At 35.8% G+C, this 14,878-nt stretch carries 12 protein-coding genes and 1 pseudogene; all 13 read left to right on the forward strand.

The window, feature by feature from the left end:
- Positions 1–648, forward strand: a 648-nt coding sequence (locus tag RMR19_RS03060) for a leucine-rich repeat protein (protein ID WP_310602024.1), incomplete at its 5' end; no start/stop codon positions are given.
- A gap of 92 nt (positions 649–740) precedes the next feature.
- Positions 741–863, forward strand: a pseudogene (locus RMR19_RS03065) (EF-Tu/IF-2/RF-3 family GTPase); the annotation flags it as partial.
- A gap of 269 nt (positions 864–1,132) precedes the next feature.
- Entirely contained in the window at positions 1,133–2,686 is a 1,554-nt protein-coding gene (locus RMR19_RS03070; protein ID WP_310602025.1) for an alkaline phosphatase, read from the forward strand.
- A 7-nt stretch (positions 2,687–2,693) separates the two neighbouring features.
- On the forward strand, positions 2,694–3,872 hold the full coding sequence (locus RMR19_RS03075; RefSeq protein WP_310602026.1) for a YibE/F family protein: 1,179 nt from the start codon (positions 2,694–2,696) through the stop codon (positions 3,870–3,872).
- Positions 3,873–4,065: 193 nt separating this feature from the next.
- Positions 4,066–4,719: an HDIG domain-containing metalloprotein gene (locus RMR19_RS03080; RefSeq protein WP_310602027.1), complete on the forward strand. Its 654-nt coding sequence runs from the start codon at positions 4,066–4,068 to the stop codon at positions 4,717–4,719.
- Positions 4,720–4,841: 122 nt separating this feature from the next.
- Positions 4,842–5,918, forward strand: a complete 1,077-nt coding sequence (locus tag RMR19_RS03085) for a substrate-binding domain-containing protein (RefSeq protein ID WP_310602028.1) — start codon at positions 4,842–4,844, stop codon at positions 5,916–5,918.
- Positions 5,908–7,392 carry a histidine kinase gene (locus RMR19_RS03090; RefSeq protein ID WP_331654621.1) on the forward strand — a complete coding sequence of 495 codons (1,485 nt, stop codon included), beginning with the start codon at positions 5,908–5,910 and terminating at the stop codon, positions 7,390–7,392. Before RMR19_RS03085 ends, RMR19_RS03090 begins: the two co-directional genes overlap by 11 nt.
- A gap of 28 nt (positions 7,393–7,420) precedes the next feature.
- The gene (locus tag RMR19_RS03095; RefSeq protein WP_310602030.1) at positions 7,421–9,019 is read left to right on the forward strand and encodes a response regulator transcription factor; all 1,599 of its coding nucleotides are present in this window, start codon (positions 7,421–7,423) and stop codon (positions 9,017–9,019) included.
- Positions 9,020–9,021: 2 nt separating this feature from the next.
- Entirely contained in the window at positions 9,022–10,062 is a 1,041-nt protein-coding gene (locus RMR19_RS03100) for a sugar ABC transporter substrate-binding protein (RefSeq protein ID WP_310602031.1), read from the forward strand.
- 387 nt (positions 10,063–10,449) lie between these two features.
- The gene (chvE, locus tag RMR19_RS03105) at positions 10,450–11,553 is read left to right on the forward strand and encodes a multiple monosaccharide ABC transporter substrate-binding protein (protein ID WP_310602032.1); all 1,104 of its coding nucleotides are present in this window, start codon (positions 10,450–10,452) and stop codon (positions 11,551–11,553) included.
- Positions 11,554–11,664: 111 nt separating this feature from the next.
- Complete coding sequence (mmsA, locus tag RMR19_RS03110) at positions 11,665–13,203, forward strand: multiple monosaccharide ABC transporter ATP-binding protein (RefSeq protein WP_310602033.1); 1,539 nt, start codon at positions 11,665–11,667, stop codon at positions 13,201–13,203.
- Positions 13,204–13,238: 35 nt separating this feature from the next.
- Complete coding sequence (gene mmsB, locus RMR19_RS03115) at positions 13,239–14,411, forward strand: multiple monosaccharide ABC transporter permease (protein WP_310602034.1); 1,173 nt, start codon at positions 13,239–13,241, stop codon at positions 14,409–14,411.
- Positions 14,412–14,543: 132 nt separating this feature from the next.
- Positions 14,544–14,878, forward strand: a 335-nt coding sequence (locus RMR19_RS03120; RefSeq protein WP_310602035.1) for a tRNA-dihydrouridine synthase, incomplete at its 3' end; no start/stop codon positions are given.

Below are 14,878 nucleotides of genomic sequence, written 5' to 3' on the forward strand. Positions count from 1 at the left end.
ACTACAAAATATACCAGTGGTAAAACAGTTACCGTAAAAGGAATGCCGGTATCCACATCCCAATTTTTTGCAGGCTGGAACACCAAAGCAGACGGTACAGGCAAAAGTTACACAGCCACAAAGACCTTTAAGATCACTGAAAACATTACTTTATATGCACAATGGAAAGATACATATATCGATTCATCTGGATTTAAGTATAGAGTTACAGGCAAAAATAAAGTAGCCTGTATCGGAACAACCAATGGCACTGCAACCACAATTACTATATCTAATTCTTTTGCGTATAAAGAAATTACTTATAAAGTAACTAGCATAGCAAAAAATGCATTTCGTGGTAACAAAAAGATTACAACTGTTAATATCGGTAATAATATTAAGACCATAGGAAATACAGCGTTTTACAAATGCGAAAATCTTGCCAAAGTAACGATTGGAACAGGTCTAACAACACTTGGAAATGATGTGTTTTGCCATGCAAAAGATGGTTGTGTCATTACTATTAACAGTACAAATCTAAAGACAGTGAAAACAGCAATCAATCATGGAACAAAGAATATGGTAATAAAAGTTCCAAAGAGTAAGCTAACTGCTTATGAAAAATTATTTGCAGAAACAAAAAAAACAGTAACAGTGAAAGCAAAATAGAAATTTTTATCGCTAGGCAAAGTCAGAGGGCGAACTTTTAACTGATTGATAGAAGAAATAGAGGTGGTTATTTTTAAACCAAGAAGGTAAAAGTAGACGGAATTGAAGCTTTTCGGAAACTGTTAGACCAAGCAAACGCAGGTGATAATGTTGGAATACTGTTAAAGAATGTAACGAAAAATGATGTTCAAGCCGGGGATCGTTTGTATTGTTAAATTAATATGAGTCGCTTATTCTAATGAAAGGGTAAGCGGCTTTTTCCTTATCCACCAGTACCTAGCAAGATGGCAGGAAATCCCAGTTGTTGAGGAATGGAGATTTGCAGTACATAGAGTAAGAAGCTACTAAATTTACATATTCTTAACAAAAGAATGTACAAGAGCTTAATATTCGTCCTTTACCATATGAACAAGGTCAACGCGACATAATCATACTTGTCCAAGAGGTTGGCTAAAAGAAATCATATAACAGGGAGGATGTTTAGATGGTTCGTTTTATTAAAAAACATGTAAAGAAAATAACAAGTTTAGCTTTGATTGGAGCATTAACTGCTTCAGCACTATTTTATGGAGTTGGTGATAAGGCTAAGACAGCAGAGGCAAAGACAGATACAACAAAGACAACAACGATAGGAAATACAAAAACACCGAAGTATATCTTTTTCTTCATTGGTGATGGTATGAGTTTCCCACAGGTACAAATTACATCAGATTATCTTGGTGCAATTCGTCAAGATGCATCAAGTACTGTGTTATCAGGAAACAAATATCTTAACTTCATGAAATTTGAAACAGTAGGTTCGGCAGTTACGTATGATTCGTCATCATTTTGTCCAGATTCTGCATCAACAGCAACATCATTGTCAACAGGACACAAAACATACAGTGGTGTAATCAACATGGATGAGACAAAGACAGTATCCTATGAAACAATCGCAGAGAAGGTTAAGAGTCAATTGGGATATAAAGTAGGTATTATAACAAGCGTAAATCTTAACCATGCAACACCAGCAGCATACTATGCTCATCAAGCAACTAGAAACAACTACTATGAAATTGGTGTTGAGATGGTAAAAAGTGGATTTGATTACTTTGCAGGTGGAGAGCTTTTATCTCCAAATGGCGCAAAGAATGATCAAAAGAATGTATATGATTTAGCAAAAGCAGCTGGTTACACAGTAGTAAAAACACAAGAGGAAGCAGCAAAATTAAACTCAAAATCAGGAAAAGCAATTGTAATTGGTGAAACAATTGCAGATGGTGGATCTATCTCTTATGATATTGATCGTAAAGCAGAGGAATGGTCATTAGCAGACTATGTTAGAAATGGTATCAACGTATTAGACAATGATAAAGGTTTCTTCATGATGGTTGAAGGCGGTAAAATTGACTGGGCATGTCATGCCAATGATGCAGGTTCAACAATTAAAGATACCGTAGCACTTTCGAATGCAGTTGATGCAGCACTTAGCTTCTATAACAAACACAAAGATGAAACATTAATCATCGTTACAGGTGACCATGAAACAGGTGGATTAACAATTGGTTTTGCAGGAACAAACTATGATACATTCCTTACAAACTTATCAAACCAAAAGATTTCTTTTGCAAAATTCGATAGTACTTATGTAGCAAAATACAAAAAAGAAAATATCCCATTTGAATCAGTAATGCAAGATATCAAGAAAAACTTTGGACTACGTACATCTACAGATGTAGATGCAGCAGCAAATCCAAAACTTGTATTAACAACATATGAATACAATAAACTATATGATGCATACCAAAAGACAATAGGAAAATCAAACAAAACATTAAGTCAACAAGAGGAATATGTATTATACGGTACATATGAACCATTAACAGTAACAATCACACATATTCTTAACAACAAATCAGGAATTAACTTTAGTTCTTATGCACATACAGGACTTCCAGTACCAGTATTTGCAAAGGGTGCAGCAGCAGATACATTTGGTGGTTACTATGATAACACAGATGTATATAATAAACTTGCATCAATATTAAAGATTAAGTAATTATAATATGAATAAAGTATCAAAATTAAAACAACAACTTAGAGAAGCAAGTCCGGTTATCGCAAGCATTATAATACTGATTATACTAATATTGATTCCAACAGGATTCGAGGACGCAAGAATCTATCAAGGAACAGAACGTTGCAAGGTAGAAGTGCTTAGTGTAGATAATAATTATATTATAGATACGGGATTGGTTCGATCGGGTGAGCAGACATGTGAAATAAAGATACTTGAAGGACGATTCAAAGGAAGAACTGCTCAAGGCGTAAATGCCTTGAACGGTTCTTTGGAATCGGATAAAATCTTTGTAGCTGGAGACAAAGCCTTTGTATTAATTGACTATACCGATGATGAGATTCGATTTGTAAATATGATTGATCATTATCGTTTGGATAAAGAAATAATTCTTGCCGCAATATTCGTGATATTTTTAATTTTATTTGCAGGAAAGACAGGAATAAGGGCGGTATTATCGTTTGTAATAACAGTTCTAGCAATCTGGAAAGTGATGGTACCAGAATATTTAAGAGGGAGAAATCCAGTAATTATAGGTTTGATAATAACAATTGCATTGGTAATTATAATTATTGCTCTTGTTTATGGTTTTAATAGATTGACACTGTCGGCAGCCTCAGGCTCTATATTAGGTGTTCTTACTACGTGTATATTAGGAGTGATATTCACTGATATGTTCAATATCCATGGAGCAATTATGTCATCTTCAGAGAGTTTATTGTATAGTGGCTATCAAAATCTGAATCTGACGAAGATATTTATGGCGAGTATATTCATTGGTTCTTCGGGAGCAATTATGGATTTGGCAGTTGATATTACAAGTGCAATAAATGAAGTAGTAGAGAATTGTCCGAGCATTCGTAAATGGGAAGCGATTCGTTCGGGGTTTCATGTAGGTAAAGCAGCAATGGGAACGATGACAACAACGCTATTGCTTGCGTATTCTGGTGGTTACGTGGCATTATTGATGGTATTCATGGCACAAGGAACACCAATACTTAATATCTTAAATTACAAATACGTAGCAGCAGAGATTTTACATACAGTTGTAGGTAGCTTCGGATTAATTACGGTAGCACCATTTACAGCAGTGACAGCAGGTATGTTGCTTACAAGAAAGAAACAAAAGAATAAGGAAGAAGTATCGGAAGAAATCGTTACAGAATAATACGATGCATAAGCAAAAAGGCAGTTTTCAATTGGAAAGCTGTCTTTTTGCTTATATAGGTATCGTTATATGCGCACACTTTGATACAAAAATTTGATTTTGCAGATTATTTAACATATTATAATGGCAAATGTTTATAATTTACTATATAATATGATACAAAGGGTCGAAAGATTATACGTTTTATGCTTACATGAAAAAGGATAGCAAAGGAGAAGAGATGGAGATGCGACAGAAATCGAGCGAAGAGAATCGGTTATTTCAAGAAATAGAGAAGCATTTATTAGAAGACGAAGAACCATCGAGATATCTTGAACAGTTATTGCAAGTGAAAGAATTTAAAGAATATCCATTTGAGTTGATATATAAGTTGAAAGGGACAGAGCAGTCTCCCACACATCATCCAGAAGGTGATGCATGGAATCATATGCTATTAGTCGTAGACAATGCAGCGAAAGTAAAGAAATCAAGTAAGAATCCATTAGTATTTATGTGGGCAGCTCTTTTGCATGATGTAGGGAAGCCAAGTACAACAAAAATCAGAAAAGGGAAAGTTACTGCTTATGATCATGATAAAGAAGGCGCAAAACTTGCAAGAGAGTTTTTGTGCTATTTTATAGATAAGGAAGACGTCATTAACGAAGTTGCGAATTTAGTACGTTATCATATGCATCTTCTTTTTGTAGTGAAGAATCTTCCGTTTGTAGATAAGAAAGGTTTACTAAAGAAGACGGATATCAATGAAGTTGCCTTGCTTGGTTACTGCGATAGAATGGGAAGAAAGAACCAAGATAAGCAGAAAATACAAGCAGATATGAAGCAATTTATTAAAATAATGACAAAATAAAAGATGATTTCGTCACCCTAGCACATTCTTGTCCTAGTAATCTTCAAAATTTCTTCTTTATCATTGCTATATAGGAATGATAGAATATGAGATAAGAATTGACTCAAGGTGGTGGCAGATATATGAAAGAGAATGAGAGTGTGGGAACAAGAAAGAGTGTTATTATAGCAAGTGCATTGTGTATTTTGTTTATGTTGACGTGTACAATTGGTGGAATTGTATTTTTTAAGATGCAGATTAATAAGAGTGATGTGCATCGTCAGATGGATTCCTATAAAAGTTATGATAAATATTATGTAATGATACCGTCCGATCGGAAATCGCCATTTTGGGAATCTGTATACGAATATGCAAGTTTAGCGGGAGATGAAAATGATGCATTTGTTGAGATGTTTGATATGAATCTTAGCGAAGAATATTCAGCGGCACAACTAATGCGTATGGCGATAGAAGCAGATGTTGATGGTATTATATTAGAGGCGGACGAAACGCAGGAACTAACCACTTTGATTGATGAAGCAGTTGAACGTGGAATTCCTGTTGTTACTGCAATGAGAGATAATACACAAAGTGAGCGACAAAGCTATGTAGGAATCAGTAGTCATAATCTAGGTAGAGAGTATGGGAAGCAAGTTTGTAAACTAGCGAAGGAATATGAAAAAAAAGATGGATATGGCGTGGATTCCTCGCTTACGGTTATGGTTTTAATTGATGCGAATGCTGAGGATACAAGCCAGAATATGATTTATGCTTCCATACAAGAGACGATTGAAGAAGTATATAAGGGCGGATTAAAGATTCAGTGTTCTGCAAAAGCGCTTAATAGTCACGGTGCATTTGCAGCAGAAGAGGCGATACGTGATATCTTCATGGGGGAAGAGAAACTACCAGATGTTATTATCTGTTTGAATGAAATTAATACGACATGTGTCTACCAGGCAGTTGTTGATTATTATAAAGTAGGTGCAATTAATATCATTGGATATTATGATTCGCAGAGAATTCTTAAAGCAATTGAGCGAAATGTTGTATATGCTACGATTTCGGTTGATGCGAAAGCACTTGGTGAGTATTGTATAGAAGCGCTTACGGAATATGACCAGATGGGACATGTTAGTAATTACTATTCAGTCGATACAACAGTAATTAATTCGAAAAATGTAAGTGAATATCTAGGAGGTGATGCTAGTGAAGAATAAGTTGCCGCGTATTACGTTACAGACAAAACTTTTACTAGCATTTATTGCAACAACAATAATTATTCTCCTAGTAAATGTGTATATGTATTATAATATCAATCAAATGATTACGAAATTAGATGAGATATACCTTAGCAATGTTAGCTTGAATGAATTAACAGATTCTTTGCGTGAAGTACAAAGTAGCATGACGGATTATATGAATATGAAGACTACGGATGCGATGGAGGAATACTATCGCGCGGAACAAGAATTTTATAATAGGATAAATAAATTAAATGATGTAACAACGAACAATCGTTTACAACGAATGGAGAAGAATATACGGAATCTTTCTGAAAGCTATCTCGATATGACAAGCCAGACAATTGATGCGAAGAGAGGAAGAAATGTAGAAAAATACAGCATTCGTTATAAGAAGGCAACAGAGTTATATGAATATATCTGTACCTACATATATGGTTTGAATAATGAACAGCTTTCAGAGAATGTAGGCAGTTATAAGACGATGTCTTTGGCACTAAAATATACGGAATATGTAAGTTTGTCTATTTTGCTGTTAATAGCACTTTGCAATATTGTTATTATTACGATAATAACAAAGAGTATCACAAAACCGATACGTAAGCTTGCAGAAACAGCAAATCAAGTAGCAGAAGGAAATCTGGAAGTGCAATTAGTTGAAGTGCAGACACATGATGAAATTGCTGTAGTAGGGAAAGCATTTAACAAGATGGTATTATCCTTAAAAGAGTATATTGACCAGATAAAAAATAGTATGGAAAATGAACGGCAGATGAAGGAAAGAGAACTTATGATGGAGACACATCTTAAAGATGCCCAGCTTAGATATCTGCAAGCACAGATTAATCCGCATTTTCTCTTTAATACACTAAATGCAGGTGCGCAGTTAGCCATGATGGAGGAAGCGGATCGTACGTATGAATATGTGCAAAATGTAGCGGATTTTTTCCGTTATAATGTAAGAAAGAATAATGAAACAGTAACATTAGAGGAAGAGATTGAATCCGTAGATAACTATATCTATATTCTAAATGTTCGCTTTTCGGGGGACATCTGCTATGAGAAACGAATTAAAGAGGAGATGAAAGAGCAATTATCACGCATTCAGATTCCTAGTATGATATTGCAACCACTTGTGGAGAATAGTGTGAATTATGGGATTCGAAATATTGATTGGCAAGGATTGATTGCGTTATCCGTATATGAGAAAAATGGTTATGTCTGTATCAGTGTTAAAGATAATGGGATAGGAATATCGGAAGACATGATATGCAAAATTATGAATAGCCAATTGAAGGAATCTGATGTTTCTAAGGATTCCAATGGAGTTGGTCTTAATAATGTTATTAGTAGGTTGCGTCTATTCTTCAATGAGGAAGAGGTTTTTGAAATTCTAAGCGATGGAGAAAACCAAGGTACAGAGGTGATTATTCGCATACCTATTAACTAATGGTTAAAAATATTAGGAGGAACGTGTAATGTATCGGATTATGTTAGCAGATGATGAAGGAATCGTAATAGATTCCTTACGTTTCATTATAGAGAAGGAATTTGGACAAGGTTGTATGATTGAATCTGCGAAAACTGGTCGAAGTGTGATTGAGTTGGCGGAACATTTCCGACCAGATATTGCAATTATGGATATTCAAATGCCAGGAATTAATGGTATTGAAGCGATGCGAGAGATTAAGAAGACGAATAGTAATACCATGTTTATTGTAATTAGCGCATATGATAAGTTTGACTACGCGAAGGAGGCAATTAATCTTGGCGTATTAGAATATCTGAATAAACCGATTGAACGAGGTAAGGTTATTCAAGTTTTAAAGAAGGCGATGGGATTAATTGATGGCGAGAGGGAAAAGAGAAGCAATGAACTACTTATTAAAGAAAAAATGGAGACAGTAGTTCCTATTATAGAGAATGGTTTTTTATATACGCTTCTGTTTCAAGAGTATTTTGAAGAAGATATCTTGAATTATAAACAATTATTAGGTATTGAATCGGAATATGGTTTTATGGCGGTATTAGTTTGCGGAGAACGACAAGAGGGAAACCATATGACGAATGCGGTTGGTGCTAGTGTTCGTGTTCAGAATAGTTATCGTGATGTAAGAGAAACCGTAAGAGAATACTATCCAGATATGTTGATGAGTTCCGTTATGTCGAATAAGATTGCAATGTATCTTCCAAGAAAGAAGGAAGAGTTAGATTATAATGAACGAATTGAAGTTATAGAAAAATCAAGAGAGTTAGTTCGAAAACTTAAGAAGCGAACGAATGTAGTATTCCGCTTGGGAATTGGTTCGATTCGTCATATTCATGAGGCGATGACATCTTATAACGAAGCACTCACTTCGCTTATCGACACTACGAATGCGGTTGCCCATGTAGACGATTTGCCATTAAAATGTACGTATGCAGATAACTATCCGATTGATGTTGAGAAGAGAATATTTGAACGTGTTGAAAAAGGGGATTTGAATGGAGCAATTACGTCTGCAAATAGTTTCTTTGATTGGATGGAAGAGAATTTTGAAACACATATCATAGACATTCGTTTAAAAGTGCTAGAGCTCGTTTTGTGGGCGGAACGATTGGCTTATCTAAGCGGTGGTATGACATATCATTTTTTATCAAGAGAGGAATACTTACCTGCCTTACTTAAATATGAGACATTGGAAGAGTTAAGAACGTGGTTTGTAGATAAATTGTCTGAGGCTTGCAGAAGAATTGTTGTTAAGATCGAGGAGCAATCCGTTGGGGTAGTGAGCCAAGCAAAACGATTTATCGATACGCATTATACAAAGGATATCTCGTTAGATGATGTATCAAGAGAGGTTGATATTAGTCCCTACTACTTCAGTAAGATATTCAAAGATGAGACGGGAGAGAACTTTATTGAGTATGTAACGAACATACGTATTGAGAAAGCAAAGGAATTACTGGCGAGTTCGGAGTACAGTATGAAAGAGATAGGCTGTATGATAGGGTATTCTGATCCGAATTATTTTAGTAGAGCATTTAAGAAGAATGTTGGAGTAACGCCTACCGAATATAAAGAGGGGAGAATATAAGCATGAAGCGTTCTATAGTTTTGTTATGTATGCTTTGTTTACTATGTCTATCAGGCTGTAGCAGTGTGGAAAGTGAAGGAGAAACATTGACAGAAGAGAAAGAGGCAAAGATTCAGATTGGTATGAGTTTTGATTCTTTCGTAATTGAAAGATGGCAACGTGATAGAGATGTTTTCGTGGCAACGGCAAAGGAGCTAGGTGCAGAAGTTAATGTGCAGAATGCAAATGGAAGTACAGAGGAACAAATTGCACAGATTGAGTACTTTATACGTAAGAAAGTCGATGTTATTGTTATTATCAGCATTGATTCTAATGGACTCCGCAGTGCGGTAAAGAAAGCGAAGAATGCTGGAATTAAAGTAATTGCCTATGATCGTATGATAAATGACGCAGATGTAGACTTATTCATATCGTTTGACAACGAGATGGTTGGTTCAATGATGGCAGAGTCGCTTGTAGAAGCAGGGCTTGAGAAGAAGAAAGTCATTATGATTTGCGGACCGCAGACTGATAATAATGTTTTCGAAGTAGAGACTGGCTTTCGAGCGGTTATGGATCGAGAGGGCGTTGAGATTCTTGATGAAGTCAATTGTAGTAGTTGGAGAGCAGAACTTGGCGGAGAATATGTCTATGAGAATACGAAATTAATTGCACAGGTAGACGCAATTATGTGTGGAAATGATAATGTAGCAACGCAAGTGGTAAGAGCATTGGCGGAGAAACGCTTAGCAGGGAAATTATATGTTACAGGGCAAGACGCAGACTTGGAGGCGTGTCAAAGAATTGTAGAAGGTACGCAGATTATGACGGTATATAAACCAGTTGAGAAGTTGGCACAAGTGGCAGCAGAATATGCAATTAAGTTAGCGAAGAATGAGCCGATAGAAGTGCTTGAGACAATGAAGGATGGAGATAAGCAGATACCCTATATTTCTCTTGAACCAGTAGTTGTAACGAGAGAAAACATTGATGAAGTAGTTATTGATAGCGCGTATCATTTGAAAGAAGACGTTTATCTGAATGTACCAGAAGAAGATAGATAAATGATGGAAATGCAAGAAAAAAGAATAGTATATTTTTGGGGCACTAGCACAGAAAAAACAAATCTGTGCTAGTGCCTTTTTTGGGAGAAGAAGTAAAACGTAAAATTGTGAAGAAAGAGACAATCTTGTACTATATCTTTCATGGTATAGTTATCTCAAGGCAAGGGCGACAAGAGGTTGCTACATTGCTGAAAGAGTTTTGTTACTGTTTACTCGTGATATTCCGCGAGGTGTTTTTTGTGAGTGTAGCGAAGCGAAAGTCACAGAAAACCCGAGAATTGCAAGCGCGAAATTATGCAGTATGCATAATTTCTGTGCATCGCGAAGCGTGTTATTGATCACGGAGTGAACAATAACTTTTGTTTCAAGAAAGGGAGGAAATACATTATGAAAAAGAAATTATTAGGTATGTTACTTACTGTAGCTATGGTTGCAACTGTATTCGCAGGCTGTAGCAAAAACAACTCTACAAAAGATGGCAGCAAAGAAACATCAAGTACAACATCAGATGATGGTGGTTTAGTAGGTGTTGCGATGCCAACAAAAGATTTACAAAGATGGAACCAAGATGGAACCAACATGGAAGCACAATTAAAAGCTGCTGGTTACAAAGTAGACCTTCAATATGCTTCAAACGATATCCAAACACAAGTTTCTCAAATCGAGAATATGATCTCTAACGGTTGTAAATTACTTGTTATTGCTTCTATTGAAGGTGATTCATTAGGAACTGTACTTGCACAAGCAAAAGCAGCAAACATTCCAGTTATTGCTTATGACAGATTAATTATGAATTCAGACGCAGTTACATACTATGCAACATTTGATAACTACATGGTAGGAACAAAACAAGGTGAATATATAGTAGATGCATTAGATTTAAAGAATTCAGCAGGACCATTCAATCTTGAAATATTCACAGGTGATCCAGGTGATAACAATGCAAAATATTTCTATAATGGAGCATTTGATGTTCTAAAACCATATATAGATGCAGGTGTAATCGTAATTCCATCTGGTCAAGTTGATTTCGCTACAGTAGCAACTGCTAACTGGGCAACAGATGCAGCACAATCAAGAATGGAAAATATTCTATCTTCTTATTATGCAGGTGGAACAAAATTAGATGTTGTTCTTTGCTCAAATGACTCTACTGCACTTGGTGTAGAGAATGCTTTAGCAGCGAACTACAGTGGAGATTACCCAGTTATTACTGGTCAAGACTGTGACGTTGCTAATGTTAAGAACATGATTGATGGAAAACAATCTATGTCAATCTTTAAAGATACTCGTACATTAGCTACTCAAGTTGTATCTATGGTAGATGCAATCATGAAAGGCAGTGAAGCACCAATCAATGATACAAAGAGCTATGACAATGGAACAGGAGTGATTCCTTCTTACCTTTGCGAGCCAGTATTTGCTGATGTAAACAACTATCAAGAATTATTAATTGATTCAGGTTACTATAAAGAAGCTGATTTGAAATAACACGAATCACAAGTTATGGAGGGACTGGCATATGTGTCGGTCCTTCCACAAGTTAAATAGGTACTATAGAATGGTTTTGTCTGTAAGATAAGGAAATTGGAGGGATTTATATTGGCTGATATAATTTTGGAGATGAAAAATATAACCAAGACATTTCCTGGTGTAAAGGCTCTTGACAATGTGAATTTGCAAGTTAGAAAAGGAGAAATTCATGCATTAGTAGGAGAGAATGGAGCTGGAAAGTCTACACTAATGAATGTATTAAGTGGAATCTATCCATATGGTACATATGAAGGAGACATAATTTACGAAGGAGATATCTGCAAGTTTCAACAGATAAAAGATAGTGAAAGTAAAGGAATTGTAATTATCCATCAAGAACTAGCACTGATTCCATATATGACAATCGGTGAGAATATGTTTCTTGGTAACGAAAGGGGCTCTAAACTCAATATTAGTTGGAGCGAGACATATGGTAAGGCAGATGAATATCTTAAAGTTGTAGGTTTGAAAGAATCATCGAAGACATTGGTTAAAGATTTAGGTGTTGGTAAACAGCAATTGGTAGAAATCGCGAAAGCATTAGCAAAGAATGCGAAATTGCTTATTCTTGATGAGCCAACTGCTTCCTTGAATGAGTCAGATTCTCAAGCATTACTTGATTTGTTATTACAATTTAAGAAGGAAGGTCTTTCTTCCATCATCATATCACATAAGTTGAATGAGATATCTTATGTTGCAGACAGAATTACGGTTGTTCGTGATGGTTCAACAATAGAAACACTCGACAAAACCAAGGATGCGATATCAGAAACAAGAATTATTAAAGGTATGGTAGGTAGAGAGTTAACAGATAGATTCCCAAAGAGAGAGAACAAGAAGATTGGTGACATCTCTATGGAGGTTAAGGACTGGAGTGTATATCACCCACTTTATACAGAACGTAAAGTTGTAGATAATGTGAGTATGAATGTACGCAAAGGTGAAATTGTTGGAATTTCAGGTCTAATGGGAGCTGGAAGAACAGAATTAGCAATGAGTATATTTGGAAAGAGTTATGGAACGAATATCTCAGGTAGTTTAAAGATTAATGGAAAAGAAGTGCAATTGAAGACGGTAAAAGATGCGATTCATCACAAATTAGCGTATGTAACAGAAGATCGTAAAGGAAACGGTTTGATACTTAGTAATTCTATTAAGATTAATACGACAATGGCGAATATGGAAGGAATCAGTACCCATAGCGTTATTGATAAGGATGAAGAGTACCGAGTAGCAAGTGAATATAAGGAAAAACTACGAACAAAATGTAGTTCAATCGAGCAAAATGTAGGAAACCTAAGTGGTGGTAATCAACAGAAGGTATTACTTGCAAAATGGATGTTTACAGATCCAGATATATTAATACTTGATGAACCAACAAGAGGTATCGACGTTGGAGCGAAGTATGAAATCTATTGCATAATGAATCAATTGGTTGCAGAGGGGAAATCCGTTATTATGATTTCATCCGAGCTTCCGGAAGTACTTGGAATGTGTGACAGAATCTATGTTATGAATGAAGGTAAGATGGTAGGTCAAGTGGATGCAGCTACAACATCACAAGAAGAGATTATGTCATGTATACTTCAAGGAAGTAAAGAGAAGTAAAGAATCGTTATCGTTGGAGAGGAGACAAGAAGGATATGGATAAAGCGAAAATTAATGAAGGCATGAAGAAGTATACAATGGTTATTGCATTACTATGTGTTACGTTGTTTTTTACCTGGCAAACAGGAGGAAAGTTATTAATGCCTCAAAACATTAGTAACTTAGTTTCACAGAATGCGTATGTATTTGTGCTTGCAACAGGTATGTTACTATGTATCTTAACAGGTGGTAATATCGATTTATCAGTTGGTTCTGTCGTTTGTTTTGTAGGAGCAATTGGTGCGAAATTGATGGAAAGTGCGGGATTACATCCTGTATTAGCAATTTTAATTATGTTAGTAATTGGTACAGCAATTGGTGCATGGCAAGGCTTTTGGATTGCATTTGTAAGGGTACCGCCTTTCATTGTAACATTAGCGGGTATGTTGGTATTCAGAGGATTATCAAACGTTGTATTAAACGGTCAAACAGAATCGATTCGATCAGAAGGTTTTATTAAAATCTTCGGTGGTGGTGCAAACTGTTACATTCCAGATATCTTTGGAATGGAAGGATTTAATTTAACTTCAATGTTAATCGGTGTTATCACATGTGTTATCTATATTGCAATTCAGATAACAGGTAGAAGAAGTAGAGTTCGCAAAGGTTATGCAACAGAAAGTCTAAAATCAATGGCGATTAAAACAGCAGTGATCTGTGCTGTAGTATTAGCCTTTACGTATAAGATTTCTAAGTACCGTGGTATTCCTACATCATTAATCTGGGTAGTAATCGTAGTATTAGTTTATGGATACATAACATCAAAGACGACAACAGGACGTTACTTCTATGCAGTAGGTGGTAATGAGAAAGCAACAAAATTATCTGGTATTAATACAGATAAGGTTTACTTCCTTGCATACGCGAATATGGGATTATTAGCAGCACTTGCAGGAATGCTTACCATTGCGCGTATGACATCAGCACAACCTACCTATGGACAAAACTATGAGATGGATGCAATTGGTTCTTGCTTCATCGGTGGAGCTTCGGCATATGGTGGTGTTGGTACGGTATCAGGTGTAATCATTGGTGCAGTATTAATGGGTGTTATCAATCTTGGTATGTCAATTATGGGTGTTGATGCCAACTACCAAAGAGTTGTAAAAGGTTTAGTTTTACTAGGAGCAGTAATCTTTGACGTTCTTAACAAAAAAGCAAATAAATAAATTTTAATAACGAAATAAAAATAAGTAGAATCTCATTATAGATGTTTTCCTTAAAGTATTGTATAATACGAAAAGTATTAGTTTGGTGGTTTGCCATACAATATTGATATTAGACAAAGGAGAACAGATAGAATGAGATTTTATTTTGCACCAATGGAAGGTGTGACCAGATATATATATCGGAATGCCCATGCAAAATATTTTGGGAACGTTGATCGTTACTTTGCACCGTTTGTATCTGCAACGCAATCGGGAAATTATAAGACGAGAGAAATTACAGATATTCTACCAGAGAATAACGCTGGAATTGATTTGATACCACAGCTTCTTACTTGTAATGCACAGGATTTCATTCTTGCTTCTAAGAAGATGAAGTCACTTGGCTATGAGGAGATTAACTTGAATCTTGGTTGCCCTTCGGGAACAGTCGTATCTAAAAAAAAGGGTTCGGGATTTCTTGCCTATCC

Origin of the sequence: Anaerosporobacter sp., assembly GCF_031551385.1 — a bacterium.
Classification (GTDB): domain Bacteria; phylum Bacillota; class Clostridia; order Lachnospirales; family Lachnospiraceae; genus Anaerosporobacter.